This is a genomic window from Aquipluma nitroreducens (assembly GCF_009689585.1).
GTDB classification, from domain to species: domain Bacteria; phylum Bacteroidota; class Bacteroidia; order Bacteroidales; family Prolixibacteraceae; genus Aquipluma; species Aquipluma nitroreducens.
The window spans coordinates 1071532-1098217 of the sequence record NZ_AP018694.1; the positions used below are offsets into that span (position 1 = coordinate 1071532).

The window sequence follows — 26686 nt, forward strand, 5'->3', positions numbered from 1 at the left end:
TAGAAAATTTGAGAATTTAAAGATGAAAACCAAATAGTAACTTCAAGCTTTAATTACTAGATGGTTATCTACAGAAACTAAAGTAAAATCATTGCGCCTGCTAATTCCCTCCCTTTCGGGGAGGGTTAGGGAGGGGCTTCTAAAAACAGGAAAACATGAAGTACAATTTATTAGGAAACACCGGATTAAAAGTTTCGGAGCTTTGCCTCGGAACCATGACATTTGGCGGACGCGGTATGTGGACTGCCATTGGGACAATGCCTCAGGATGAAGTAAATCAACTGGTTAAAACTTCGGTTGATGCCGGGATTAATTTCATTGACACAGCCAACATTTACAGTGAAGGGTTAAGCGAAAAAATGACCGGTCAGGCCATCCGCGACCTCGGATTAAACCGCGATGATTTGGTAGTGGCCACCAAAGTACGCGGCGCAATGGGTTCTGGCCCAAACCATTCAGGATTAAGCCGGAAGCATATTTTGCAACAAGCCGACGAGAGCCTGAAGCGCCTGAACATGGATTACATCGATTTGTACCAGATTCATGGCTTCGACCCGATTACTCCGCTGGAAGAAACATTGGATGCCCTCGACTCGCTCGTAAAAAGCGGAAAAGTGCGCTATATCGGTTGCTCGAATTTAGCCGCGTGGCACATCATGAAAGCGCTGGGAATTTCGGCACAGCAACACCTCGCCAAATTCGTATCACTTCAGGCTTATTACACCATTGCTGGTCGCGACCTGGAACGTGAATTAGTGCCAATGTTGCTCGACCAAAAAATCGGGTTGATGGTTTGGAGCCCTCTGGCTGGCGGTTTCCTGAGCGGGAAATACAGCCGCAACGCGTCGACCGAAGAAGGCCGTCGTGTGAATTTCGATTTTCCTCCGGTTAATAAAGACAAATCGTTCGACATTATTGATGTGATGCAGGAAATTGCTTCAGCAAAAGGCGTAACCGTGGCCCAGATTGCCTTGGCCTGGTTGCTTCACCAGCCGGTGGTAACAACGGTTATTATCGGGGCAAAAAAACAGGAACAATTGCTCGATAACCTGAAGGCTGCTGAAGTAAAATTAACCGCTGAAGAATTAGCTAAACTTGATGCAGTTAGCAAACTTGCTCCTGAATATCCAGGTTGGATGATTGATCGGCAAGGCGCTGACCGCAAAAAGTAAATTTTCATTCATCAAACCTAACAGTTTTTTGAAACCGGTAGTTAGGTTGAGCAAATAAAAACGTAAAAATGAAATACCGAAAATTAGGAAATACCGAAATCCAGCTTTCAGCCATTGGACTGGGCTGCATGGGAATGAGCCATGCCTATGGCGAGAAGAATGATCCTGAATCGATAGAAACATTGCACAAAGCACTAGATTTAGGCATTAACTTCTGGGATACTGCCGATGTATACGGAAACGGGACCAATGAAGAACTGATTTCGCAGGTTTTGGCGCCCAACCGCGACAAGATATTCATTGCTACGAAGTTTGGCTTCCAATCCACGCCGGATTACAAAATGGCCTTCGACGGTTCGCCTGCTTATATGCGCAAAGCGATTGAAGCCAGCCTCCGCCGCCTGAAAATTGAGACCATCGATTTGTATTATGCGCATCGCATCGACCCAAATGTTCCGGTGGAAGAAATGGTTGGCGCCATGAGCGAGCTGGTCAAAGAAGGAAAAGTTCGTTATTTGGGACTTTCGGAAGCTTCAGCAGAATCGATAAGGAAAGCCCATGCTGTTCATCCAATTTCCGCTCTCCAAAGCGAATATTCGTTGCTTACCCGCGAGGTTGAAGCCGAAATTATTCCGTTGTGCCGGGAACTGGGAATAACCTTTGTACCATTCAGTCCGCTTTCGAGAGGATTGGTTACCAACACGGTTGACAAAAAATCGTTGGGCGATAAAGATTTTCGTAAGACATTGCCCCGTTTCGAAGATAAATACTGGGAAAACAACACCAAACTGGCTGTGGCCTTTGCTGAATTGGCGACTGCTAAACATTGCTCTCCGGCACAATTGGCTTTGGCCTGGGTTCTGGCTCAGGGCGAAAACATCATTCCTATTCCGGGAACCAAGCGCCGAAAATACCTCGTTGACAATGCAGGTGCTGTAGATGTAAATCTGACTAATGCAGACCTTCAGGATATTGAAAACCTATTGGTAAAATACCCAAACACGGGGCCGCGTTACCCCGAAAGCATGGCTAAAATGGTGGGAAAATAATGATTGAAGCGGACTTTATTGAGGGTTTCACTTGGAGTGAAGCCCTCAATCATCAGATAATCTACCCTTTTCCTTTCAAAATTTCCTGATATTTAAACATTTCGTCGCGCAGGCGGGCGGCTTCGTAAAAGTCGAGCTCTTTGGCCGCGGCTTCCATTTCCTTTTTGATTTTGGCAATTGCTTTCTCCAGAGCCGGAACACTCATGTACTGAACAACAGGATCGGCAGCCAGATTCGTTGTTTCGTCGCCACTGTATCCTTTCACTTTTACTTTCATGCCAATGCTTGAATAACCTGCAATCTCCCGACTGGCTTTGATGATTTGAGTTGGAGTTATATCGTTTTCGATGTTGTATTTCATTTGTTTCTCGCGCCGGTAGTTGGTCGAATCGATGGTTCGCTGCATCGAGTTGGTTATTTTATCGGCATACATAATCACCATTCCATTGAGGTTTCGGGCTGCCCTACCTGCTGTCTGTGTCAGCGAACGTTCGGAGCGAAGGAAACCTTCCTTGTCGGCATCCAAAATGGCAACCAGCGAAACTTCAGGCAAATCCAAACCTTCGCGCAACAAATTGATTCCGACCAATACATCAAATTCACCTTTACGTAATTGTTCCAAGATTTCAATCCGTTCGAGTGTATCAACATCGGAATGGATGTAGCGGGTTTTAACGCCCATATTTGACAGATAACTGCTCAATTCTTCGGCCATGCGCTTGGTCAGCGTGGTTACCAATACCCGTTCGTTGCGTTCGATCCTCAAATGAATCTCGTGCATCAGGTTATCAATCTGGTTGATGCTTGGACGAACATCAATAATCGGATCGAGCAGCCCGGTTGGACGGATCACTTGTTCCACCACAATTCCTTCCGATTTCGCCAGTTCGTAATCTGCAGGTGTGGCACTCACAAAAACAGTTTGATCAACCACCGTTTCAAATTCATCGAATGTAAGTGGCCGGTTATCTATGGCTGCCGGAAGACGCCAACCATAATCGACCAGATTGATTTTTCGCGAACGGTCGCCACCAAACATTGCCCTGATTTGAGGCAAAGTCACGTGACTTTCATCAATAATGGTCACAAAATCGTCAGGAAAATAATCGAGCAGGCAGAAGGGCCGTGATCCGGCTACGCGTCCATCAAAATACCGCGAATAGTTTTCAACTCCGGGACAATAGCCCAGTTCCCGCATCATTTCCAGATCATACTCAACCCGTTCCAGAATCCGTTTGGCTTCCAGTGGCTTGCCAATTTCTTTGAAAAAATCGACCTGCTTCATCAAATCATCCTGAATCTGACGAATGGCTAGCTGCATGCGTTCTTTGGTGGTAACGAACATGTTGGCCGGATAAATAACGGCCATGTCCAATTCTTCGATGGTTCCACCACCAACCGGATCGAATGAATATATTTCTTCAATATCGTCGCCCCAGAAAACAATGCGGTAAGCAATGTCGGCATATGCAGGAAAAATATCTACACTGTCGCCTTTTACCCTGAAATTTCCACGGTTAAATTCGATTTCGTTGCGTGAATAAAGCGCATCGACCAACTTCCGGAGAAAAACATTTCGACTAATGGTTTCGCCTTTGTGAACATTGGTTACATTGGCATGAAAATCGGCCGGATTCCCAATACCGTACAAACACGAAACCGATGAAACAACAATCACATCGCGCCTTCCGGAGAGTAATGACGAAGTTGTGCTCAACCGGAGCTTTTCGATGTCCTTGTTAATCGAAAGGTCCTTTTCAATGTATGTATTACTGACTGGAAGGTAAGCTTCGGGCTGGTAATAATCGTAATAGGAGACAAAATATTCAACCGCATTCTCCGGGAAAAACTGCTTCATCTCGCTGTACAATTGGGCAGCCAGCGTTTTGTTGTGGCTTAATAGCAGTGCGGGACGTTTCACCTGTTCAATCACATTGGCCATGGTAAACGTTTTCCCCGATCCGGTTACACCAAGAAGCGTTTGAAACGTGGTGCCGTTGCGTAAACCTTCCGTCAGTTGACGAATCGCTTCTGGCTGATCGCCAGTTGGTTGATATTCAGAAACAATTTTAAAGTCCATTGCAGAATTGTTTTCAACAGAAAATGATTAGCCATTAATCAATGGCAAGGCTTGCAAATTAGCATTTTTCCTGATTTGAATCTAACATCACTTGGCATGATTTGTTCCCACTTTGATTACAATGTCATGCTGAACGTTCGACTGAGCTCACGTCGAAGGCTTGTTTCAGCATCCCTTCAGTGATGAGACCCTGAAACCCCGCCTGACAAGCGAGCGGGCAGGAAGGTCTGAGTGACAAGCCAATTTTGTTCTGATTTCATTTCAAGGCTTTCCGGTAAGTTTCTATGGCGCGGTTTCGGGCAAAAGCATGGTCGACCATGGGTTTTGGATAGCTCGATGTTCCATATTCAGGCACCCATTTTCGGATGTATTTGAAATCGTGATCGAACTTTTTGGTTTGCAAATCGGGACTAAAAACCCTGAAATACGGAGCAGCATCGCAGCCCGAACCACTTGCCCACTGCCACCCTCCATTATTTGAAGCCAACTCATAATCGAGCAATTTGGATGCAAAATAGGCTTCGCCCCATCGCCAGTCGATGAGCAGATGTTTAGTCAGAAAACTTGCTACTACCATACGAACCCGATTGTGCATATATCCGGTTTCGTTCAGTTCGCGCATCCCGGCATCGACCAGCGGATAACCGGTTTGTCCGGTGCACCACCGCTCAAATTCACTTTCATTGTTGAGCCATGGAATAAAATCGTAAGCTGTTTTAAACGATTTTTCTACTACATGAGGGAAATGCCACAAAATATCCATGTAAAAGTTTCGCCAAATCAATTCATTGAGGAAAACTTCGGAATGCATTTGAGCAAATTGTGTGAGTTTGCGGATCGAGATTGTACCAAACCGAAGATGAACCCCGAGTTTACTGGTGCCATTTTCAGCCGGAAAATCGCGGGTTTTCGCATAATTTTCAACCAAAATTGAGTCGAATTTCTTTTCAGGAAATGATCGATCCTGAAGTTGGTATCCAATTTCAGTCAGTTCCGGGAAATAGTCTGACGACAGGTGTTTAAGGCTATACAGATGTTTTTCGCTTTCGTAAACCGGAATTGGATGTGATGCCAGTTTTTCCTTCCATTTTTTGCTGTATGGCGTAAAAACTGTGTATGGCGAGCCATCGGCTTTTACGACTTCATTCTGATGGAAAATGATTTGGTCTTTAAAACTATGAAATCCAATTCCTTTATTTAGAAGAATTTGGGCTACTTTCTGATCACGCAGAATGGAAGCTGGTTCGTAATCTGTATTGGTAAAAACACTATGAATTGGATATTTGGAGGCCAGTTGTCCGAAAACTACTTCCGGAGAGGAAACATAAACCTGCAAACTACTATTGAATTTGCGGAATTCGCAATCAAGATCAGTCAGGCAACGGTGAATAAAAGTTAGCCGGGCATCGTTTGGATCGGGGAACTGGGCCAGAATTGCCGGATCGAAGATAAATACGGGAACAACCGGCAAGCCGGCATTCAATGCCTGAAACAAACCATGATTGTCGTCAATCCGCAAATCGCGCCTAAACCAAAATATGTTTACTTTTTCCATCCCTGATCGAATTTTACTTAAAATAATTAAGTGCCTGCAGCAACAAAAACAGCTGCATGCATCATTTGAATAGCATCCTGAACGGCTTTTGAAACCGTAGTTTCCGGTAAATTTTTCAGGAATCTGGACGCTTCTTTTCGTTGTGCCCGTTCAGGAAAAACCCGCCGTAGTAAATTAGTTTTAGCAACCATCATGGCTAATACAATCGATTCGTCACTTTGTTCTCCCCTACCCTGCAAAGACGTTTCAACTTCTTTCAGGATGCTTTCAACCAAATCGCGATCCCTCAGAAAAACCTTTTCGTATGGAATAAACAGAATCCGTCTTTCCTCGGTTCGAAGCACATTTTTATGCACCAGACTTCGAATAAAGTGCTTCTGGATTTTACGTCCCCGGACATTAAAATACGAAATCCACGTTCTCAGCTTTCGATCTTTTCCCCGAAGCCGAATCCGATTCAGGAAAAACTCATAAACTTCATCGTTCTGAAAAGTTGGATCCTCCAGATGAACAATTCCCTTCTCAATCGAAACAAGTCCTTTATTCATCAATTCGACAAAAACAGAACCCGTCAAAGTTATAGCCAACGTTGCAGAAGAATTCAGCAGAATACCTCCCCTTATCGGATTGACAGCCAGACAAAACAATTTTTCGCTCAGTTTTAATGACCTATCCATTTTGTTTGATTTGATTTTTTGAGTTCATTTATACCCAATAACAATCTATGCTAAATTACAACTTTAAACCATGAAACGAGGTTTTGCAAGCGACAATAATTCAGGTATTCATCCTGAAATTTTAAATGCTATTTCTGCTGCCAATGAAGGACATGCAGTTGGATACGGCGGCGACGAGATTACCGAAAAGGCCATCAAACGGTTCAAACAAGAATTTGGTGAGCAAACCGATGTCTATTTTGTATTTAACGGAACTGGCGCCAATGTACTGAGTCTTTCAACGCTGACACACTCATTTAATGCTGTGATATGCGCCGATACAGCCCACATCCAAACCGACGAGTGCGGCGCTCCCGAAAAACTCACCGGCTGCAAACTGCTTCCGGTTGAAACCTTCAAAGGGAAAATTACGCCAGCCGGAATTATAAAATATTTGCACGGATTTGATTTTGAACATCATTCGCAACCCAAAGTAATTTCCATTTCACAGGTCACTGAACTCGGTACTGTTTATTCACTCGAAGAAATTAAGGCAATCACCGCCCTTGCGCACGAATACGGGCTGCTTGTACATATGGATGGCGCCCGTTTAGCCAATGCAGCCGTGGCTCTCGATTTGCCATTCAGTGCGTTTACGGTTGATGCCGGAGTCGATGTACTTTCGTTTGGCGGCACCAAAAACGGCATGATGATGGGCGAAGCAGTCCTGTTTTTCAACCCTGAATTGACCAAACTCACCAAATACATCCGCAAACAAAGCATGCAATTGTATTCGAAAATGCGATTTGTGAGTGCTCAGTTTCTGGCATATTTCGAAAACGACCTCTGGAAACGGAATGCAACACATTCCAACCGGATGGCGCAACTTCTGGAACAGGAAGTGAAAAAAATCCCTGCCATACAACTCACGCAAGAGGTAGATGCCAACGGCGTTTTCGCAATTGTTCCTCCGGAAATTATCCCACAGCTTCAGGAAAAATATTTCTTTTACATGTGGGACGAACACCGCTCTGAAGTTCGGTGGATGACTTCGTTTGACACTGAAGAAGAAGACATCATTCAATTTGCAGCACTGATAAAATCGCTGATGCCGGGTTAACGGGAAACGGTGATTCGGGTTGCGGGTTAGCCTTTGGACTTTTGTCTCCGGACTCCGGACTTCCGTCTCCTTTTCCCATTTTCCTATCTCCTAATATTTTTCAATCTATGCCAATATTCGATTATCACCCCAGAAATCAGGAGCCCACCGACAAGGAAATGGAAAAGAAGATTTTCAGATACAGTCTTTTATTTTCGGTAATCATTGTGGGCATTTTCTGGTTGGTGAAATTGATCGAAAATCTATACAATCTGGATTTAACTGAATATGGAATTTTGCCGCTGCAAATTGAAGGGTTGCGGGGAATTATATTTTCGCCCTTTATTCACAGCAATTACGACCATTTGCTGTCTAATTCCATTCCATTTCTAATCCTTTCGTTTGCGCTGTTTTATTTTTACAGAAACCTGTCCTACCGCATTCTTTTCCTGATTTATATTCTGTCTGGAATCTGCGTCTGGTTAGGTGGACGCGATTCGTACCACATTGGCGCCAGTGGCATTGTCTACGGGCTTGCAGCTTTTTTGTTTTCCAGCGGAGTATTCCGTAAAGATGCTAATTTGCTAACAATCGGCATCATTGTGGTTTTTCTGTATGGAAGTATGTTTTGGGGAATATTCCCGCTCAAACCAGGAATTTCGTGGGAAAGTCATTTGTGGGGATCGGCCAGCGGATTTTTACTGGCCTTTTATTACCGGCATCAGGGACCGGTTCGTCCGGTTTCGAGTTGGGAGAATGAGCCGGAGGAGGAAGATGATGATTCGGAATTTGAAGAATTTAACGAAGAAATAACTCCTGAAGAAGACCCGGGAACCCAGAACCACGTAGACACGTGGGACACAGTAGAAAAGGGAAAAAGTTAGCAATGTTCAGTTACAGTGGCACTGAAAAATATTCCTGAACACTGCAGCTGAACACTGCGACTGTCCACTTTTTCCTATTTCCAAATGACTATTAACTTTTCCTGATGGTTGATATGAGAAAAAATCATAACTTTGCCACCCCATATTTAACCAGGTTCTAAGACAATGATTAGCAGAAGAATAATTCGAATCAAGGTATTACAAATATTGTACGCGTTCTTTACATCACCTGAAACATCGATCAACAACACCGAAAAAGAACTCTTTTTCAGTTTGCAAAAAACATACGATCTGTACCATTATCTGATGGCTCTCGTTATTGAGATCGAAAAGTTTGCAGAAGACCGTATCGATCTGGGACTAAAGAAACACCGCCCAACAACCGCAGATCTTACACCCAACACCCGTTTTGTAAATAATCTGCTCATCCATCAGTTAAAAACCAATACTTCACTTGCCAAATACCTCGAAACGGCCAAATTGAGCTGGGTTAACGAAGAGGAACTTATCCGCAAGTTGTACTTTTCGCTGACCGAACAAGATTTTTACAAGGAATACATGGCTGCCGAACAAAACAGCTATGCCGACGACCGCAAACTGGTTGAAGATATTTTTAAATACCTGATTCTTGACAATGAAGATATTGAATCGTTGCTCGAAGAACAGAGTATTTATTGGAATGACGACCTGGATTTTGTGGTGAGTATGATCCTGAAGACTTTCAAGAAATTCAAGGAATTCAGCGACGACAATCAGGCTTTATTGCCGATGTACAAAGACGAGGAAGACCGCCAGTTTGCCAAAGACCTTTACCGGAAAGTAGTGTTGAATCACACCGAAAATGTGGTATTGATTAAACAGCATACCGTAAACTGGGACATCGAGCGCATTGCCTTTATCGACAACCTGATTCTGGAACTTGCGTTAAGCGAATTTTTGTATTTCCCATCCATCCCGACCAAGGTTTCCATGAACGAATACATCGAACTTTCTAAGTACTACAGCACCGAGAAAAGCCGTAATTTCATTAACGGAATACTCGATAAAGCCCTGAAAGACTTGAAGAAAGCGGACAAAATCCTCAAAGCGGGTCGTGGCTTAATTGGCGAAGAAGAGGAATGAAAATAAGTCAGAAGTCAGAAGCCAGAAGTCAGAATAAAAAAGAGCTTGGAGCATGGAGCATGGAGCTTTGGATTTCGGCCTTTACTGCGCTGAATGCTCCCTTCAACAGCTTCGCGCTCAGGGAGCGGCCATCCGGTCTTCGGTCTTCGGTCTTCGGTCTTCAAACCTGGTGCTTAATTCTATTTGGTTTGATACTCGCTTCCTGTCATTCAGGAACACAAAAAGCAACACCAAAGACTAAATCGGATGAATCAGGAGTCGCTAAATTTGTCTTTTCCGAAGAAATCCATAATTTTGGTTCGCTTAACGCCGGAGAGATCGTATCTTTCACCTTTATTTTCAGAAACGAAGGAACAAAAACTTTAAGCATCACAGAAGTTGATTCTGGTTGTGGATGTACCGAAGTGAAGATAGAGAATAAAAATATTGCTCCGGGACAGGAAGGAAGAATTGAGGTAATTTACAACTCGGCGGGCGAAGTAGGACGGCAGTTAAAAACAATCACCTTGTTTTCGAACGCCGAAACAGCTCAGAAACAGCTCTATATAAAAGCAAATGTTACCAACGAGATAATTGAATTAAACAGTTAAATTAAAAACATACAAATGATGAATTATTTATTAATGGCTCAACCGGCTGCCGATGGCGCTCAGCCAAATCCAATTATGACATTCCTTCCGATGATTCTGATTATTGCAGTATTTTATTTTTTCATGATCAGACCTCAGATGAAGAAACAAAAAGAAGTTGCAGCGTTCCGTAACAGCCTCCAAAAAGGCGATAAAGTGGTTACCACTGGTGGTATTTACGGAAAAATTCTTGAATTGAAGGACAATTACGTGCTTCTTCAGGTTGACGACAACGTAAAAATCAGGGTTGATAAGTCTGCCCTGGTTAGAGATATGACTGACGTTCAGACGAAATAAAAGTTTAATCTGAAATAGAAATGGGTCGTCCCGAGTACTCGGGATCGACCCATTTTTTTATATTTGATGCCGTGAAGACAAACTGGGTATATAAATTAGTAAAATACCTGAAAAAGGTATATTTCAGAAACGACAAACGGGTGGCGGCCTATCTGGTTTGTGTTACTATTGCCACTGGGTTCTGGTTTCTGAATGCCCTGAGCAAAACTTATACCGTAGAAATTATTGCACCTGTTGAGTATTACAACTTTCCGAACAATAAAACGTTTACCGGTAATCTGCCCGAGAAGGTTGAACTAACTGTAAGGGCACACGGGTTCACTATTCTGAGGCACGAGTTTAGTTTCTTACTGAGTCCCCTTTCGTTCAATGTAAACGAAATGACCAATAACCGGATGATGGAAAACAAGAAAACCAGCTTCGCTTTTCCAACACGTCAATTTCTAACCGAGTTATCGTACCAATTATCGAACGACATTGAGATCTTAAATATGAATCCCGATACTTTGTTTTTTAGTTTCGGGAAAATGACTCAAAAGCATGTTCGGGTTAAACCTGTAGTGAATGTTAATCTGAAAAAACAATTCCTTATTTCAGGTGAAATAACTACTGAGCCCAAAACAATTCTGGTTAATGGTCCAAAGGCCACACTGGATACTCTTCAGTTTGTTTACACCAAAGCGCTTGTATTTCACGCAGTTGATTTACCCATTCGTATTAAAGCTCAAATTAGTCCTGTAAAAGACCTTTTTTTTGATCCTCAATCCGTTGAATTGGCAATTCCGGTTGACGAATATACAGAAGCTCAGCAATCGGTTCCGGTAATGTTGACCAACGAGCCCGGCAATGTGAAAATAAAGTTATTTCCGGCGAAAGTAAAAGTCTCCTTCCTGGTCGGATTGAGCCGATTTACCGAAATTCATCCTGAAGATTTTAAACTGGCAGTATCGTATTCCGACATTGAAGAAGGAATACAGCGCCTTCGGATTAAAATGGTTACAGCACCAGCCTTTCTCTACGATGTAAAAATTACTCCGGACGAGATTGAATATCTGATTGAAAACTAACCGTATGTTAAAAATTGGAATTACCGGAGGAATTGGAAGTGGAAAGAGTACTGTTTGCAGGGTTTTCTCTGTAATGGGCATTCCGGTTTTTGAAGCCGACAAGGTTGCCAGGAAACTCATGGATACTGATGAGGAAATACACGAAAAGCTTGTTCGTTTGTTCGGAGCAGCAGTTTACCTGCCCGATCAGACTGTCAACCGAAAATATCTGGCCGGAATTGTATTTAAAGATCCATCTTTGCTGGCAAAATTAAATGAGATCGTTCATCCGGTGGTGCGAAAAACATTTTTCGATTGGTGCGAAAGGCAAAAATCACCTTATATCATTCACGAAGCCGCTATTTTATTCGAAAGTGGCTTTTATAAAATGATGGACAAAACCATTACCGTTGTAACCAACGAAGATGAACGAATACACCGGGTAATGAAACGCGATGGAATAACCATAGAATTGGTTAAAGAACGAATAAAGAATCAGTGGAGCGATGAAGAACGCATGAAATTAGCCGATTTTGTAATCGGCAATAACGATGATCAACTCATCATTCCACAAATCATAGAAATTGACAAAAAGATAAAAGCAAATGGCTAAAGTAGGAAAATGGATTACAGGTGGTCTGGGATGGGCTATTTTCGGACCAATTGGAGGGATTTTAGGTTTTGTAGTCGGTTCAATGTTCGACAACACTGAAGTAATAACCGGACGTCAGGAATATCAACCCGGACAACCAACCACGAAAGGTGGTTATATTATGAGTCTGCTGGTTTTGGTTGCTGCCGTGATGAAAGCTGATGGAAAGGTTCTGAAATCGGAACTCGATTATACCAAAGAATTTTTTGTACGGTCTTTTGGCCCTGCAGCAGCGGGCGAAGCCATCAAAATATTGCGCGATCTGCTTCAGCAAAATATTCCGGTTACCGAGGTAAGCCAGCAGATCCGCAAAAATATGGATCACCCGTCGCGCTTACAACTGGTACATTTTCTCTTCGGAATAGCTGCTGCTGATGGTATTGTTCACGAATCAGAGCATCAACTGATTAAGCATATTGCCCAACAAATGGGAATCAGCGAAAAAGATTACCAGTCTATCGAAGCCATGTTTGTGGCTGATACCGATGCCGCTTACAAAATTCTGGAAACAGAACCAACAGCTACCGACGATGAACTGAAAAAGGCCTACCGCAAAATGGCCCTGAAATATCACCCTGATAAAGTTCATTATCTGGGAGAAGATGTTCAGAAAGGCGCCAATGAGAAATTCCAGAGTGTAAACGAAGCCTGGGAAGTAATCAAGAAACAAAGAGGGATTGTTTAGACTTGGTAAAAGTCATTAGAAATAACAGAAAAAGCTTGTAGAGATAATCTGCAAGCTTTTTCTCATTATGGCAGTCGACCTACGCACGGTCGTCCAGATATATTAATACAATCAAATACTTGAAATTTTTGATTGTATGACTTAGCAATTCCATTTGCATTGCTCAAAATCCGATACTGATAGATCCAAATAGTTGAAAAATCTCCAATATTTATTTATACTGATTATAAATTAGATAGCCAAAAACTATATCAATATTATTCAATGAACAACTACACCACCTTTATATATTAGTAAATATATAGATTCATATATGTATTGTAAATATGTTAAATATTTTTCAACATACTGATGTTTGTCAACGTCACGTTATAATGAAAAATATAAAATGTACATTTCACTTATAATTGCTTTATATCAGTAACATACAAGCAATAAATATGAACAAACTAAAAAATTAAGCAGATGGAAAAATTAAATTCAGGATGGAAAGTGGTGCTGCTTGTTTCATTGATTACATGGGGTTGTTCGAAACAAACAGTGGAAGATCAGACAGGGATATCAGATATTCCTACTGAAAAAGCCGCAGCAACGAGTAATGTAGTATTTGGTGGAACTAACACCTATGTTGTTTTTGCATGGAATGATTTAGGCATGCACTGTCTGAATCCCACATATGACAAAATGGTGATTCTACCTCCTTACAACAATCTAAAAGTACAGGTAGTTAAAAGAGGAAAGGTACCAACGGTTGTAACAACCGGTCTAACTGTATCTTATTCAATCGACAAAAACACGTTTTCAGCCGGAAAACAAGATTATGGTCAATTTTGGACCTATGCAAAGCAGCTTTTCAATGTAACACTAGCCCCAAACATTGGATTGACCGGAAATGGTCTTTCAGGAAAGATGAAAGCCGAAACCGGATTTTTTAGCGCTGAAGGTATCCCAGTGGTACCTGTCTATGACTCAGGTGTCAAAGATCCTTATCAACAAGCAACTATAACAGTAAAAGATGCCACAGGCAAAATTGTGGCCACCACAAAAACAGTGATACCAACCTCGGATGAGATTAATTGTGCCAAATGTCACGGAGCAGATGCTTTTAACGATATTCTGACTAAACACGACAAGGCTCACGGAACAAAGCTGATGGGTAGCAAGCCAGTTCTATGTGCCGGATGTCATGGTTCACCCGCCTTGGGAACAACTGGGCCTGGTAGTTCAGGCAAATACCTGTCGCAAGCAATACATGGCTACCATGCAACCAAAGGAGCTTCCTGTTACGACTGTCATCCGGGTGCAACCACAAAATGCAGCCGTAGCGCGCGTCACACTGCCGCCGATGGAAATTGTACGACTTGTCATGGTAGTATGGCCAATGTAGCTTCGACTATCGTTGCAGGAAGGGTTCCGTGGGTTGGTGAACCAAACTGCGTTAGCTGTCATAAAGGCGTAGCCGGTATAGATACAGGAACTACACTCTACAAAAATGCACATGGTCACGGAAATCTATTCTGCTCAGCCTGTCATGGTAGTCCACATGCCATGGTTCCTTCGCTGAATGCCAAGGACAATTACCAGGAATTACAATATCAGGGTTCAAACCGCCCGGTTAAATCGATTGGTAGCTGTGGAATCTGCCACAAAAGCTCCAGAGGCGGCGATGCAACGATTCAAGATTTTGCCGAAAAGCATGCAGGAACTTCTCCGCGTATAAAAATTGCGTGTCATACCTGTCATACTTCAATTACAACGGAGACAGCCAAATGGCCGCACTCTTTCCAATGGAAAGACTCAGGCGGTAATCCGCAAGGAGTTTCAGATTAATTCAAGCCAACCTGGAGAAGAAATGAGGTCGTCACAATACAAAATTGTGGCGGCCTATTCGTTATATGATTTCAAGATAATGATTCACCGACTGCTCCTAACTTTTGTTCTTTGCCAAATCGGCTGCAGCAGTTTCCATTAAAGGTAAAAAGCCTGTCCTTCAGGAGCAAAATAAGGTCGATCGAAACTTGGGACACCACACACATCCTGCACATAGCCAAGTTTGTCCACCTTATCATTGGCGGCTTTCCGCATAATTTCGGTTGGTTTGAGATAGGAATGATCCAGATATCCGGCAGCCACACCCCTGAAAATAGAATAGCAAAGCATTTGGCTCAGATTTACTTCTACAAAAGTATCCGGACGATTCACTACATCGTGAAATGCACCATCTGGCCTGAGATATTTCAGGCAACCATCAATCACATCACGAATATATCCGATCAGTAATTTCTTTTCTGCGGCCATCGAATCGGGCAACAATTTAAGTACGCGCGTCATTCCGGCGGCAGACCATCCATTGCCAACACCCCAGTAATCTGTGCGGTTTAGTCGCTTTTTCTCATCGTCCCACATGTGCGAATACAATTTATCATGCTCGTTGTAGAGGTATTTACGGTAACCTTCAATTTGTTTCATGGCTTCCTGAAATTCTCCTGCAGCAGCCAAAAATGGTGGCAACATGTAAGTGGCATCCGACCAGATTCCTTTTTGCGGCTCTTGTGTATGGTAAATAATTCCGTCGGAAGACTTATGATTGGTGGTTTTTATCACATTCAACATTTCATCGGCACCCTTTTGAAAGATCGGATCGTCTGTTTGTTTTGCAGCAAAAAGTACCACTTCGCCTACACTCGAACAATCGTTAATGGGCCCATTTCCTTTCAAAACAGAGAACCTACCCTTTTCTTGCCTGAGAATTGCTCCTCTTGCAAACGAAATTGCCAAATCCAGCTCTCCCATTTCGAGAAAAGCCTGAGCAACAGTGCCCTGTTCCCAATCGTACCGCTGCATTCCAAGAGTTGCAATCTTCACGCGCTCAATACGATCTTTTAGTCCTGAAATGTCTTTCAAAAAAATAAGTCCTGATTGTTTCTTATCCTGAATTTCAATAGGCAAAGTATTTCCAATTGCTGTTATTCCGGCTATACCAAGCGATGCGCTACCGGCGGCTTTCAGAAAATTTCTACGAGAGTTGGTTTCTTTCACGTTCATAACTATTCGGTTTCGTTAAGTTCAGTACCCAAAATTAGTCATTTATTATACCGTACGGGCCATTCAATCTATAATTTCAGGAATTAATTGGTGGATTGGAAAAATTAATTTTCCTTTGTTCGTAAATTACCGAACAATCAAATAAAACCCTATTTCAGGCGATGAGAAGAAATAGATGAATTGCTGTACTTTAGGATAGTAATTGTATCGTAATCTGATTATTATCCATTAAATTTATAAGAACAAAAATCAACCAAAATGAAGACAAAATCTCTCGGTTTTATTGGCGGAGGCAGAATTACAAGGATTTTTCTGCAAGCCTTTGTAAATAAAAAAGCGATCTTCGAATCAATCTCAGTTTTCGATTCCAATCCAGAAACACTTCAAGAGCTGAAACAAAAGTTCCCATTCATCCAAGTTCTTGCCTCTGCGCCGGATGCTGCTAAGAAAGACGTTGTTTTTCTGGCTCTGCATCCTCCCGTTATTATGGAAATGCTGGAGAAAATCAAGGCTGAAATAACAGACCAAACCTTATTTATTTCGCTGGCGCCTAAAATCACTATTGCAAAAATGGCCGCTGTATTACCAAGCAATCAGATTGTAAGGTTGATACCCAATGCAACTTCGGTCATCAACCACGGATACAATCCGGTAAGTTTTGCGCCTGAAATGTCTGAAATCCAGAAATGGTATATTCTTGAAATGCTGAACTTATTGGGGTACACCTTCGAGGCTGCTGAAGAGAAACTGGAAGCTTACGCCCTGTTGTCGGCCATGTTACCCACCTACTTTTGGTTTCAGTGGCACGAACTGGAAAAGATCGGCGCACAAATGGGACTTTCAGAAGCTGAATGCCGCGAAAGCATTTACGAAACTTTGAATGCCTCACTCAACACCATGTACCACGCCGGAATGAAACCCGAAGAAGTAATGAACCTGATTCCGGTCAAACCAATCGGTGAAAATGAAGATCAGATCAAAGAAATTTATCAGGAAAAATTGACAGGACTTTATCAGAAAATTAAACCATAAAACTTCTGATCAGGGATTCCGTCATAAGAATGCGATGGAATCCCTGAATAATCTACTTTATCTGATACGCCATCAGCGCATTCCCATGCCTGACATACAAAACTCCATTGGCAATAACCGGATGCGAGAAATGCTCTTTGGTTCCTTTTTCGATCTTAAACTGACCAACCACTTCCATTTTGGTTCCGTTAAGTTGAATCAGATTAACGCGGCCATTATCGGTATAACAATACAAATGATTGTCGGCACTAATCAGGGTTCCACGCATATTTGAAAGCGAATCGACGACCATTCCCGATTTAAGATCGAGACATTTTAACTTCTTGTCGTCCGATGTACTATAGAGACGATCTCCAATTTTTACCATTCCACCCATTGCATTTTTAAGTCGGCTATTTCGCCAGATTTCCTTAATCGATTTGCCATCGGGCGACAATTGAAGTTTGTAAGCTCCTGTCCCTTTTTCAATTCCTGATACATTGTAAATAAAACCGTCGGAATAGATAGGCGTATTGCAATAATCGCCTTCCAGTTTTACTGAATCTTCGTGATACGACCACAATAATTCGCCATTCCGGGCATCCAATCCCATCAGGTAATTATGTGATACAGTTGCCAGAATATTCCGCTCCGGAAGTCGGATCATTATTGGCGAACAAAATGAAACAGGGTCACCCATTGCTTTTGACTTCCAAACCATTTTCCCGGTCAATTTATCGAGCGCCACAAAATTCGTTTCATCGCCGCCAGGATAACAATACACCCATTTATCATCGACCAAAAGTGATTCAGAATATCCAAAGTAATTGAGTTTTCCACCCAGATCTTTCACCATATCCACAGCCCATTTTTCTTTTCCTGAAGCGGCATCCAAACAGGCAATTCGTCCAAGTCCGGAAGTCACATAGATTAAATTATCATATACCGTTGGAGCCGACCTTGCTCCGGGGAAACTGGCAGAATATCCTTCGCCAAAAAATTCGCGGCCATTGGGCGTTTTCCACAAAAGCTTTCCATTCTGATCGAATGCAAACACATGACTGATACTGTCAATTTCGCCGTTGATATATAGTTTTCCGTCAGAAATAACCGGAGAACTGTATCCATTGCCAAGCTCTTCAGTCAGCCAAAGGAGTTTAGGGCCAGCTTCAGGCCATAAGTTCAGAAGATTCTTATCCGGATAAATTCCATCACGATTTGGGCCACGCCACTGTGAAATATCTTGACCGGTGCTGTTCAAAACAGTAAAAAGAAGCAATGCAGGGAGTAAAAAGCGAAAATTTGTATTCATCTTTTTTGGCTACTAGGTTATTGAAAACTATTTATTTGGGTTAAACTGAAGATTGAATATCAAATTTAGTCATTCAATTTGATTTCTAGGACTTTGTTAACTAACATTAAGAAAACTATTGATAGTATCAAAATTTATTGATTTAGCTTTACATCGGATTAGATTTTCAATTTGTTTGGCCTGACATACAATCATTATTGATATGTTTGAAGAGTTTTTCGAAAAGATAGCGAATACAGCTCTAATAAATATTGACAATTACATTTCATAATTACCTCTATAACAATATTTTAATACATAAAAAAACCTCAAAAGATGAAAAAAACTATCGCAATTATGGTCATGATGTTCCTCGCTGCAATGACCATCCAGGCACAGGATAAACCAGCGACTCCTCATGATTCAATTGTTTTTGCAGCCACAACTCACGATTACGGAACTATTGTTCAGGCTAGTGATGGTAGTTGTGTTTTTGCTTTCACGAATAAAGGAAAAGCTCCGATTGTGCTGAATGATGTAAAAGCTTCGTGCGGATGTACTGTTCCGGAATGGACCAGAACGCCTGTTGCTCCAGGTGAGAAAGGTTCTATTAAAGTAACCTACAACACCAATAATATTGGTGCATTCACCAAATCAATTACTGTTAATTCGAATGCCGTAAATTCGCCATTGGTTTTAATTATCAAAGGCACTGTTACCGCCAAACAATAAACCTTTTAGAATCTTAATTCTTTGCTCGAACGAAAATGTTTGAGCAAAGAATTGGATTACTTTTTGCTTTTTTGGAATGCGCACCTACAAAATTTTCTCTCCTCATTTTTGCGCATCGATTCCTCCTGATTACACATTAAGCTCCTTAAAACTTTAATCAAAATTTAATGACGTAAATATACGTCGTATTTAATTATGACGTATATTTACGTCATAATTAAAACACGCACAATGGTCACAGCAAAACACGAACTATTCGACGAAGCGCTTCAGGAGCAGGCCAACTTATTTAAGGCCCTCGCCCATCCTGCCCGCCTTCAGATTTTGCAATTTTTGGCAAAATCGAAAAACTGCATTTCCGGGGATATTTCGGAAGAACTCCCACTAAGCCGCACCACAGTTAATCAACATTTGACTGAACTAAAAGAAGCTGGGCTGATAAAAGGACATGTTGAGGGAGTAAAAATGAAATACTGCCTCGATGGCGAAAAGGTGAAAGAAATGAAAAGCCTTTTAACCTCGTTTCTGGAAGAAATCCAACTTCCTGATGATTTTACCTGCCAGTAAGAATATCTTCAAATTATCACATTCTCAAATCTTCAAATTCAAAATATATGAAAGTCTTAATTCTTTGCACCGGAAATAGTTGCCGCAGCCAAATGGCTCATGGGTTTTTACAATCATTCGACCCGAATATTACCGTTTGCTCAGCTGGCACTGAAGCATCCGGAAAACTAAACCTCAAAGCAGTTGCTGCCATGAAAGAAGCTGGCATCGATATCAGTCACCACACTTCTGATTCGGTTGACAAATACCTGAATGACGAATGGGACTATGTGATTACCGTTTGTGGTGGCGCCAACGAAAGCTGCCCGGCGTTCATCGGGAAAGTGAAACATCGCATCCATATTGGGTTCGACGATCCGAGCCACGCCGTCGGAACTGATGAATTCATCTGGAGCGAATTTATCCGGGTGAGAGATGAGATTAAGGAAGGGTTCTGGAAATTTTACCTCGAAAACATAAAAGAGTGACCTCATGCCATCACAAAAACGTTTGAAATTTTTAGACCGTTATTTGACCCTTTGGATCTTTACAGCAATGGCTGTGGGTGTTCTAATGGGTTGGATAAGCCCCGGGTTAGCCGAATTCTGGAACAGCATGTCATCCGGAACCACCAATATTCCCATTGCCATTGGCCTAATTGTCATGATGTATCCGCCGCTGGCCAAAGTAAAGTACGAAGAATTAGGTGATGTATTCCGTAATACAAAAATCCTCGGACTATCTCTGTTTCAAAACTGGATAGTGGGCCCCGTATTAATGTTTGCTTTGGCCATTACCTTTTTCAAACTGTTCCCCGGCGAAAACAATGCCAACCTGCCATACATGTACGGAATTATCCTGATTGGTCTGGCTCGTTGTATCGCGATGGTGATTGTTTGGAACGATCTGGCCAAAGGCGACACGCAGTATGCAGCCGGACTAGTTGCTTTTAACTCTGTTTTTCAAGTGCTTCTGTTTTCGGTTTATGCCTATGTTTTTATCGCAGTTCTTCCGGGTTGGTTCGGTGTTCCTGTTAACGAAACGGTTTCGCAGATTACGATGGGCGCCATCGCCAAAAGCGTATTCGTTTATCTTGGAATACCAATGATTGCAGGCTTTTTAACCCGGTTTATCCTGACTCGTGTGAAAAGCAAACTTTGGTACGAAACCAGATTTGTACCCAAGATTAGTCCCTTAACACTGATCGCATTGCTGTTCACCATTGTCGTGATGTTCTCGCTAAAAGGTGAATACATTGTGAAAATTCCGATGGATGTCGTGCTTATAGCCGTTCCATTGCTGATCTACTTCGTAGTCATGTTCTTCAGCTCATTTTTTATGAGCAAAAAAATCGGAGCCAACTACGAGCAATCAACTACTTTGGCGTTCACCGCTGCCAGCAATAACTTTGAACTGGCCATTGCTGTGGCCATCGCCATTTTCGGAATCAATTCAGGAGAAGCTTTTGCCGGAGTCATTGGTCCGCTGGTTGAAGTTCCGGTGATGATCGGATTGGTAAATATGGCTTTCTGGTTTAAACGAAGGTATTTTGCCACCATTTAATTACTTTTACCCTTCATAATGGATACACTTCGAACAGTTACAGTCACCCGATACATGCAACCCCTCAGGGAAGGTGGTTCACTACCTGCATTGGCCGAAGCCGATGATGACTTCAAGTATGTGATCAAGTTCAAAGGCGGAGGACATGGGGTAAAAACGCTCATTGCTGAATTAATCGGCGGCGAGATAGCCCGGGCACTGGGTTTAAAAGTTCCTGAGCTCGTTTTTGCAGAGTTGGACGAATGCTTTGGCCGTTCGGAGGGAGATGAGGAGATTCAGGATCTTTTAAAGGCAAGTCAAGGATTAAACCTGGGGTTGCACTTTTTATCAGGCGCTTTCACCTACGATCCGGTAGTGACTAAAATAGATCCGCTTCTGGCCTCCAAAATCGTATGGCTCGATAGTTTGATTACCAATGTGGACCGGTCGTTCCGCAATACCAATATGCTTGTCTGGCACAATGAATTGTGGCTGATCGATCATGGGTCCAGCCTGTATTTTCAATACAACTGGGAGGGTTGGGAGAAGAAAGCGGTAAGTCCATTTCTGTATATAAAAGATCATGTTTTACTTCCACAGGCAACCCAAATGGAAGAGGCAGACCAGATTTGCAGGGAACTGATTACTGAAAACAAAATCCGGGAGATCGTTCAATTGATTCCCGATGAATGGCTTCAATGGGAACTACAGGACGAAACGCCAGAGCAATTAAGAACCGTATATTACACTTTCTTAATTAACCGTCTGAATTATTCAAACCAGTTTATTCAAACCGTTCAGGATGCAACCGAAACATCAATATGAGTATGCCATTGTACGGGTTGTTCCGGTAGTTGAACGTGAAGAGTTCGTCAATGCCGGGGTGATCTTGTTCTGTAAAAAGGAAAAATTCATCCGGATGAAGTACCAACTTTCTCCGGATAAGATACTGATACTGAAACCTGATGCTGAGATTGAGGAAATCCGCAAAAACCTGGAGGCATTCCGCATCATTGCTGAGGGAGAAAAAGGTGGCGGACTGATTGCATCAATGGATCAGGCCGAACGCTTTCGGTGGCTCAGCGCGGTGCGCAGTGCGTCGATACAAACCTCACGGCCCCATGTCGGCCTAAGCAACGATTTGGAAAAAACATTCAATACATTGTTTGATGAAATGGTTGGTTGACTTTCTTTTCATACTCCGCAGTGTCTCTAAAGTATCCTGAAGAGTAAATCCCAATCTCGTTTCATTTTCAAATTTTCAAATCCCCGAATTTTCAAATCTCAATACCCCAGCGCATCCATCAGTTTCTCATTCAATCTGCGATTTTTGCCTTTAAACGGGTGGCAATGAATATGAATGGCAGGGTTGAAATTAAGTTCGATGATGGCATAATTATCGACTGTGGCTTCGTCTGAAACTTCCGGAATAATCATGTCCAGGCCGGTAATCACCACATTCAGTGCCTTGGTAGCCTGCACAGCAATTTGCTTGTACGAATCGGGAATATCGTCGGTAAAATCGATGCTGTCGCCGCCAGTACTGATGTTCGAATTTTCGCGCAGGTAAACGATTTCTCCGGAAGCGGGAATCGTATCAAAATCTTTGACTTGCTGTTTCAGAAACATCGCTTCAGCTTCTTCCAGCCTGATTTTTTCGAGCGGCGTGCGATACCCTTTCCCCCGCAGCGGATCCTGATTTTTGAGTTCGACAAGCTCGCGGATCGTTTTCGTACCATCTCCGGTTACATTGGCCGGAACACGGTGCAAAATACCCACCACCTCATCACCTATCACGAAAAAGCGAAACTCTTTACCTGAAATAAACTCCTCGATCAGGATGGTTGAATCAAATTCAAAAGCAATTTCAATGGCTCGCTGATAAGTTTGTTCATCGACATTTTCCTTCAGGATGGTGATTCCCAAGCCAAAATTGGTTTGGTTCGGCTTGATCACAACCGGCTTTCCCTGATGAACCAAGAAATCAGCTTTTGCCACATCTGCGCTGGTATATTCCGTTCCTTTTGGAACACGGATTTGATGTTCTTCCAGAATTTTCTTGGTCACCAGCTTGTTTTCCATCGCCAGAATACTGGAATAGTTATCGAGCGAAGTTTTCGTAGCCTGTTTCACATACTGTGTGTTTCCATCCTTTCGGAACCTCACAAAATTTTCCTTTTGGTCAAGTATTTCAAACGAAACACCACGCTTTACGGCCTCTCGCAATAAAAGCTGCGTGGATAGTTCCAGATCTTCCAGCCCCCAGAAATTATAATTCTTATTCCTGCTTTCGTCCAAATACTGTTTGGCCTTTTCAATATGGAACGGAATATATCCCATTTTCACGATGCCTTTGAGTACTTCGTAAACTTTACGTTCTCTTGGATTTTCAATCAGGTTCATTGACTGATTTAGCGACTCATGATATTTCGGATCATCAATGCCAAGACTTTCAAACAAATCAGTTATTCCTTTGATAATCGTCTGTGCTTTAGTCCATATACTATACTGTTTACCATTCTCGCTGATCAGAAAAGGAGCGACATTCAGACCATACATGGCAACACCGGTGTGATAACGATTAGCTTCAGTTTGAGCCTCCGTACCAAAATCATCAGGCTCGTCGGTAAGCAAACCATACAAGGCCAGAGCATGCAAAAATCGTAAGGCTTCATCAGAAATACCAGCTTTGGTTAGCGGATCGATATCAATAAACCTGAATTCGAGGTACGAAATATGATCGGGATTCCGGATAAATTTAGGACGAACCGGCGAATACAATTCCTTGGCAGCAGCGATTTTCTCATCTTTTATCATTTGATTGATGCTACTTTTATAGCTGGTAATAGTACTGTAATCCGGAAATAAATCATCAAAATTCTGGTATCCGAAACAACTGTTCCGGATCGACAATGCAATCACATTGTTTTCGATGGGATAAGGAGCCATCTTGCACTGAAGTTCGAACGACGGATCGACCACAGGACTGTCTCCATACATCAAAATATAAAGCCAACGCAATCGCAACATCTGCCGGGCTGTTTTCAGGTACACTTCATCTTTAAATTCGTCAAACGAAACCTGTGAATTTGCATTTCGGTAGAGCAATTCGAGCAACTTCTCGCTGTACGAAAAATTGAAATGAATACCGGAGAACAGTTGATTTTTTGGACCATATTTCTGCGCCAGAAATTCGCGGTATTCGCGGGCTTCCTTTCCATCTTCATCATATTGAGCAATCGGGATGTGCTGGTCGGCTGGCAAAATTGGCGGAATGCTTTGCGGCCAGAGGTACTCGTCCTTCAGCTCCAAACTCACAATATCATGAATTGTCTCCAAAAATCCGATGGCCTGACCGATTTCAGAAAGAGGCGGCGTAATCATTTCAACCTGACTTTCAGAAAAATCGGTTGTGATGTATGGATGTTTCAGCTTATTGCCAAATATTTTTGGGTGAGGAGTCTGAGCAAGATTTCCTGCCTGATCAACCCGTATATTTTCCTTTTCGAGGCCAAATAAACCTTCAAGCCAAATATTTCCTTTTAATGAATTTAATGTTGATTGAAAAAAATCAAGTTTCATAACTATTGCTTTTTTTAGTATTGTAAACGTTCCACCCCAAACCCCTGAAGGGGCTTATGCTTCAAGCATCAGAAACACTTGTAAAAAACGGAAGTCCCCTTTAGGGGATTTAGGGGTGTAAAACATTCTGTTTCCTGATAAATGCTTTAAAAAGTACGACAAACAAAACCGAAAGAATTATTCCCTTCAAAATGCTGCTGATGCTGATACTCCACCAGACTGACGAAAGTGCGTTTTGCCAAAGGCTGATGAATGCGTAGGCCATTGGTATACGGATCACGGTTAATGCAATTCCGGTTATCGACGGAATATTGGGCTTTCCCCATCCAAAAAACGCCCCGGTTGCCATTAATTCCAGAACCATGAACAGTTGCGAAAAACCAAGAATAACCAGGTATTCGCGCCCCATCGCCAAACTTTCCGGATCGCTCAGAAAAATGGAGAAAAGAGGCTGCGCAAAAGCGATGATAACAATGGAAGTAACCGTTCCGAGGACGAACGCAAGAAGCATACCTGAACGAAAAGCCTGCCATTGTTTCCGATAATCACCACCACCATAAGCAATTCCTGAAATAGTCGATAGCGCTGACAAAAATCCACCGGCTGTCATGTACGAAATGGCTTCGATTTGAATGCCAACTTTCTGAACCGCAATAGCCGTAGGTCCCCAGTTACTGATAATGCGTGCCATAAAAATGGCCACAATGGTGAACGAAACACGCTGAAAAGTAGTGCTGACTCCCATTCGCAGAATGTTCTTCAGGAGCAAACTTTGAAACGCAGTTCCTCTTGGCTTCAGGCTTGCCGAACCGTTTAGTTTGATGTAAAACAGGAGTGTTCCGATGGCCTGCGAAATAATGGTTCCCAAGGCCGCACCGTTAATTCCCATTTTGGCCTGAAAAATCAACAAATAATCGAGCAACATATTAATGGCTAACGCAGTTGCATTTATCCTGAACGGCGATTTGCTGTCGCCCGAACCAATGAAAACACTGGTAAAAAACAGATTCTGAAAGGAAAAAGGGATACAAAGTCCAATCAAAAGCAAATATCCGGAAGCTGCATGTTCAATATTCATGTTGTTGAGTTGAATCAGGCCAATCAACTCGTTACGGGCAAAAAATAAGAAGCCATAATAAATCAAAGCCAGGCCGATAACCGCCAGAATACCACTCCTGACATAGCTTCTGGCCAGTTTTAAATCCCTGCTACCAATGGCGTGCGACACTTTTATACCGGCACCAACGGTAAGTAATGAAGACAATCCCCATCCAAAATGCATAAAAAAACTAGCTGAACCCACAGCAGCAACAGCATCGCTACCCAACCGCCCCACAAAAATCATGTTGATGAAATTGTACGCCATGGTCATAAACGACGACCCGATAACCGGCAAGGCCAGCCATATTAACTGCTTCATGATTGGATAAGCGTCGATCCCAGATTTGATATCTATTGTACCCTTTTTTGATAAAATCATTACAAAATTTGATTACCGATAAGAAGACGCAAAAATGAACAATTGGACGCAATGAATTCCTAAAAAATGGTGCGTTTGTTAAAATTATTTCTACGTTAATCATAAATTGATTAATTTAGCTAAAACGATAACGATGAAACGGTTTTTCCTTTTTACTTGTCTGTATCTGACTTTATCAACGATTTCCTGCGATAAAAAAGATGAGATTACGGATGCAAACCAATACCCAGTCTGGCTTCAGACAAAAATAGACGAATTGACCTCAAAGCAGAACATTTGCAAAATAACCGATGTTACAATTATTGAATACAATGGAAAAACTTACTACCACATTTATTGTGGTTTATGGTCGTGCTCATACTGTCAGTTGTTTGACGATAACGGAAATTACGCCGTTTGGGAAACCAACGAATTTGCAAACTTCCTGAAATCAGGAAAGGTAATCAAAGTATTACCAGCCTGTCCATAAACGATTCGTATTTAGACTACTTCTCTCCAAAATAGCTATTCGATTTTTTTCATAAACTTTTT

26 protein-coding genes are annotated in these 26686 nt (G+C 42.3%); 19 read left to right on the top strand and 7 right to left on the bottom strand.

The features are described 5' to 3' along the window. The first annotated feature begins 155 nt into the window (after window positions 1–155). Together AQPE_RS04440 and AQPE_RS04445 are read left to right on the top strand one after the other, a co-directional pair. A complete protein-coding gene (locus AQPE_RS04440) occupies window positions 156–1172 on the top strand; it encodes an aldo/keto reductase (RefSeq protein WP_318349840.1) in 1017 nt (338 codons plus the stop codon). A 68-nt stretch (window positions 1173–1240) separates the two neighbouring features. After that, complete coding sequence (locus AQPE_RS04445; RefSeq protein ID WP_318349841.1) at window positions 1241–2221, top strand: aldo/keto reductase; 981 nt, start codon at window positions 1241–1243, stop codon at window positions 2219–2221. 61 nt (window positions 2222–2282) lie between these two features. Here AQPE_RS04445 and uvrB read toward each other — a convergent pair whose 3' ends face one another. From uvrB to AQPE_RS04460, 3 genes are all read right to left on the bottom strand, one after another. Next, window positions 2283–4301, bottom strand: a complete 2019-nt coding sequence (uvrB, locus tag AQPE_RS04450) for an excinuclease ABC subunit UvrB (RefSeq protein WP_318349842.1) — start codon at window positions 4299–4301, stop codon at window positions 2283–2285. Between the two features lie 256 nt (window positions 4302–4557). Further along, window positions 4558–5856 (bottom strand): cryptochrome/photolyase family protein, encoded by a 1299-nt coding sequence (locus AQPE_RS04455; protein WP_318349843.1) that lies wholly within the window; start codon window positions 5854–5856, stop codon window positions 4558–4560. Window positions 5857–5882: 26 nt separating this feature from the next. Further along, a complete protein-coding gene (locus AQPE_RS04460; protein WP_318349844.1) occupies window positions 5883–6533 on the bottom strand; it encodes a GOLPH3/VPS74 family protein in 651 nt (216 codons plus the stop codon). Between the two features lie 70 nt (window positions 6534–6603). On the opposite strand from AQPE_RS04460, the gene AQPE_RS04465 reads away from it, so the two are divergent. From AQPE_RS04465 to AQPE_RS04505, 9 genes are all read left to right on the top strand, one after another. Further along, window positions 6604–7632 (top strand): threonine aldolase family protein, encoded by a 1029-nt coding sequence (locus AQPE_RS04465; RefSeq protein ID WP_318349845.1) that lies wholly within the window; start codon window positions 6604–6606, stop codon window positions 7630–7632. Between the two features lie 107 nt (window positions 7633–7739). Beyond that, window positions 7740–8495: a rhomboid family intramembrane serine protease gene (locus AQPE_RS04470; RefSeq protein WP_318349846.1), complete on the top strand. Its 756-nt coding sequence runs from the start codon at window positions 7740–7742 to the stop codon at window positions 8493–8495. Window positions 8496–8660: 165 nt separating this feature from the next. Then, on the top strand, window positions 8661–9617 hold the full coding sequence (gene nusB, locus AQPE_RS04475) for a transcription antitermination factor NusB (protein ID WP_318349847.1): 957 nt from the start codon (window positions 8661–8663) through the stop codon (window positions 9615–9617). Beyond that, a complete protein-coding gene (locus AQPE_RS04480; RefSeq protein ID WP_318349848.1) occupies window positions 9614–10207 on the top strand; it encodes a DUF1573 domain-containing protein in 594 nt (197 codons plus the stop codon). Before nusB ends, AQPE_RS04480 begins: the two co-directional genes overlap by 4 nt. A 15-nt stretch (window positions 10208–10222) precedes the next feature. Next, complete coding sequence (gene yajC / locus AQPE_RS04485) at window positions 10223–10543, top strand: preprotein translocase subunit YajC (protein WP_318349849.1); 321 nt, start codon at window positions 10223–10225, stop codon at window positions 10541–10543. 71 nt (window positions 10544–10614) lie between these two features. Further along, the gene (locus AQPE_RS04490) at window positions 10615–11610 is read left to right on the top strand and encodes a YbbR-like domain-containing protein (protein ID WP_318349850.1); all 996 of its coding nucleotides are present in this window, start codon (window positions 10615–10617) and stop codon (window positions 11608–11610) included. A 4-nt stretch (window positions 11611–11614) separates the two neighbouring features. Beyond that, complete coding sequence (gene coaE / locus AQPE_RS04495; protein ID WP_318349851.1) at window positions 11615–12202, top strand: dephospho-CoA kinase; 588 nt, start codon at window positions 11615–11617, stop codon at window positions 12200–12202. Further along, window positions 12195–12926, top strand: coding sequence for a TerB family tellurite resistance protein (locus AQPE_RS04500; protein ID WP_318349852.1), 732 nt, complete (start codon window positions 12195–12197; stop codon window positions 12924–12926). The genes coaE and AQPE_RS04500 overlap by 8 nt, the downstream gene beginning before the upstream one ends. A gap of 465 nt (window positions 12927–13391) precedes the next feature. Next, window positions 13392–14756, top strand: a complete 1365-nt coding sequence (locus AQPE_RS04505; RefSeq protein ID WP_318349853.1) for a cytochrome c3 family protein — start codon at window positions 13392–13394, stop codon at window positions 14754–14756. Window positions 14757–14894: 138 nt separating this feature from the next. Here the strand turns inward: AQPE_RS04505 and AQPE_RS04510 are convergent, their stop codons facing one another. After that, a complete protein-coding gene (locus tag AQPE_RS04510; RefSeq protein ID WP_318349854.1) occupies window positions 14895–15971 on the bottom strand; it encodes a glycoside hydrolase family 88 protein in 1077 nt (358 codons plus the stop codon). 258 nt (window positions 15972–16229) lie between these two features. Between AQPE_RS04510 and AQPE_RS04515 the strand changes: the two genes are divergently transcribed. Beyond that, window positions 16230–17003 (top strand): pyrroline-5-carboxylate reductase family protein, encoded by a 774-nt coding sequence (locus AQPE_RS04515; protein ID WP_318349855.1) that lies wholly within the window; start codon window positions 16230–16232, stop codon window positions 17001–17003. A 52-nt stretch (window positions 17004–17055) separates the two neighbouring features. Here the strand turns inward: AQPE_RS04515 and AQPE_RS04520 are convergent, their stop codons facing one another. Next, window positions 17056–18294, bottom strand: a complete 1239-nt coding sequence (locus tag AQPE_RS04520; RefSeq protein ID WP_318349856.1) for an outer membrane protein assembly factor BamB family protein — start codon at window positions 18292–18294, stop codon at window positions 17056–17058. A 315-nt stretch (window positions 18295–18609) separates the two neighbouring features. Here AQPE_RS04520 and AQPE_RS04525 point away from each other — a divergent pair, with 315 nt between their 5' ends. From AQPE_RS04525 to AQPE_RS04550, 6 genes are all read left to right on the top strand, one after another. Next, window positions 18610–19005 (top strand): DUF1573 domain-containing protein, encoded by a 396-nt coding sequence (locus tag AQPE_RS04525; RefSeq protein WP_318349857.1) that lies wholly within the window; start codon window positions 18610–18612, stop codon window positions 19003–19005. A gap of 231 nt (window positions 19006–19236) precedes the next feature. Further along, window positions 19237–19572, top strand: a complete 336-nt coding sequence (locus AQPE_RS04530) for an ArsR/SmtB family transcription factor (protein WP_318349858.1) — start codon at window positions 19237–19239, stop codon at window positions 19570–19572. 47 nt (window positions 19573–19619) lie between these two features. Next, window positions 19620–20039 (top strand): arsenate reductase ArsC, encoded by a 420-nt coding sequence (locus tag AQPE_RS04535; protein ID WP_318349859.1) that lies wholly within the window; start codon window positions 19620–19622, stop codon window positions 20037–20039. Between the two features lie 4 nt (window positions 20040–20043). Further along, on the top strand, window positions 20044–21114 hold the full coding sequence (arsB, locus tag AQPE_RS04540; RefSeq protein WP_318349860.1) for an ACR3 family arsenite efflux transporter: 1071 nt from the start codon (window positions 20044–20046) through the stop codon (window positions 21112–21114). An 18-nt stretch (window positions 21115–21132) separates the two neighbouring features. Further along, window positions 21133–21918: a HipA family kinase gene (locus AQPE_RS04545; RefSeq protein ID WP_318349861.1), complete on the top strand. Its 786-nt coding sequence runs from the start codon at window positions 21133–21135 to the stop codon at window positions 21916–21918. Beyond that, window positions 21896–22279, top strand: a complete 384-nt coding sequence (locus AQPE_RS04550; RefSeq protein WP_318349862.1) for a DUF3037 domain-containing protein — start codon at window positions 21896–21898, stop codon at window positions 22277–22279. The genes AQPE_RS04545 and AQPE_RS04550 overlap by 23 nt, the downstream gene beginning before the upstream one ends. 98 nt (window positions 22280–22377) lie before the next feature. Here AQPE_RS04550 and gshAB read toward each other — a convergent pair whose 3' ends face one another. Together gshAB and AQPE_RS04560 are read right to left on the bottom strand one after the other, a co-directional pair. Then, on the bottom strand, window positions 22378–24675 hold the full coding sequence (gene gshAB / locus AQPE_RS04555; protein ID WP_318349863.1) for a bifunctional glutamate--cysteine ligase GshA/glutathione synthetase GshB: 2298 nt from the start codon (window positions 24673–24675) through the stop codon (window positions 22378–22380). A 109-nt stretch (window positions 24676–24784) separates the two neighbouring features. Beyond that, window positions 24785–26095, bottom strand: a complete 1311-nt coding sequence (locus tag AQPE_RS04560) for an MATE family efflux transporter (RefSeq protein ID WP_318349864.1) — start codon at window positions 26093–26095, stop codon at window positions 24785–24787. A 193-nt stretch (window positions 26096–26288) separates the two neighbouring features. On the opposite strand from AQPE_RS04560, the gene AQPE_RS04565 reads away from it, so the two are divergent. Next, on the top strand, window positions 26289–26624 hold the full coding sequence (locus AQPE_RS04565; RefSeq protein ID WP_318349865.1) for a hypothetical protein: 336 nt from the start codon (window positions 26289–26291) through the stop codon (window positions 26622–26624). The last annotated feature ends 62 nt before the right edge of the window (window positions 26625–26686 follow it).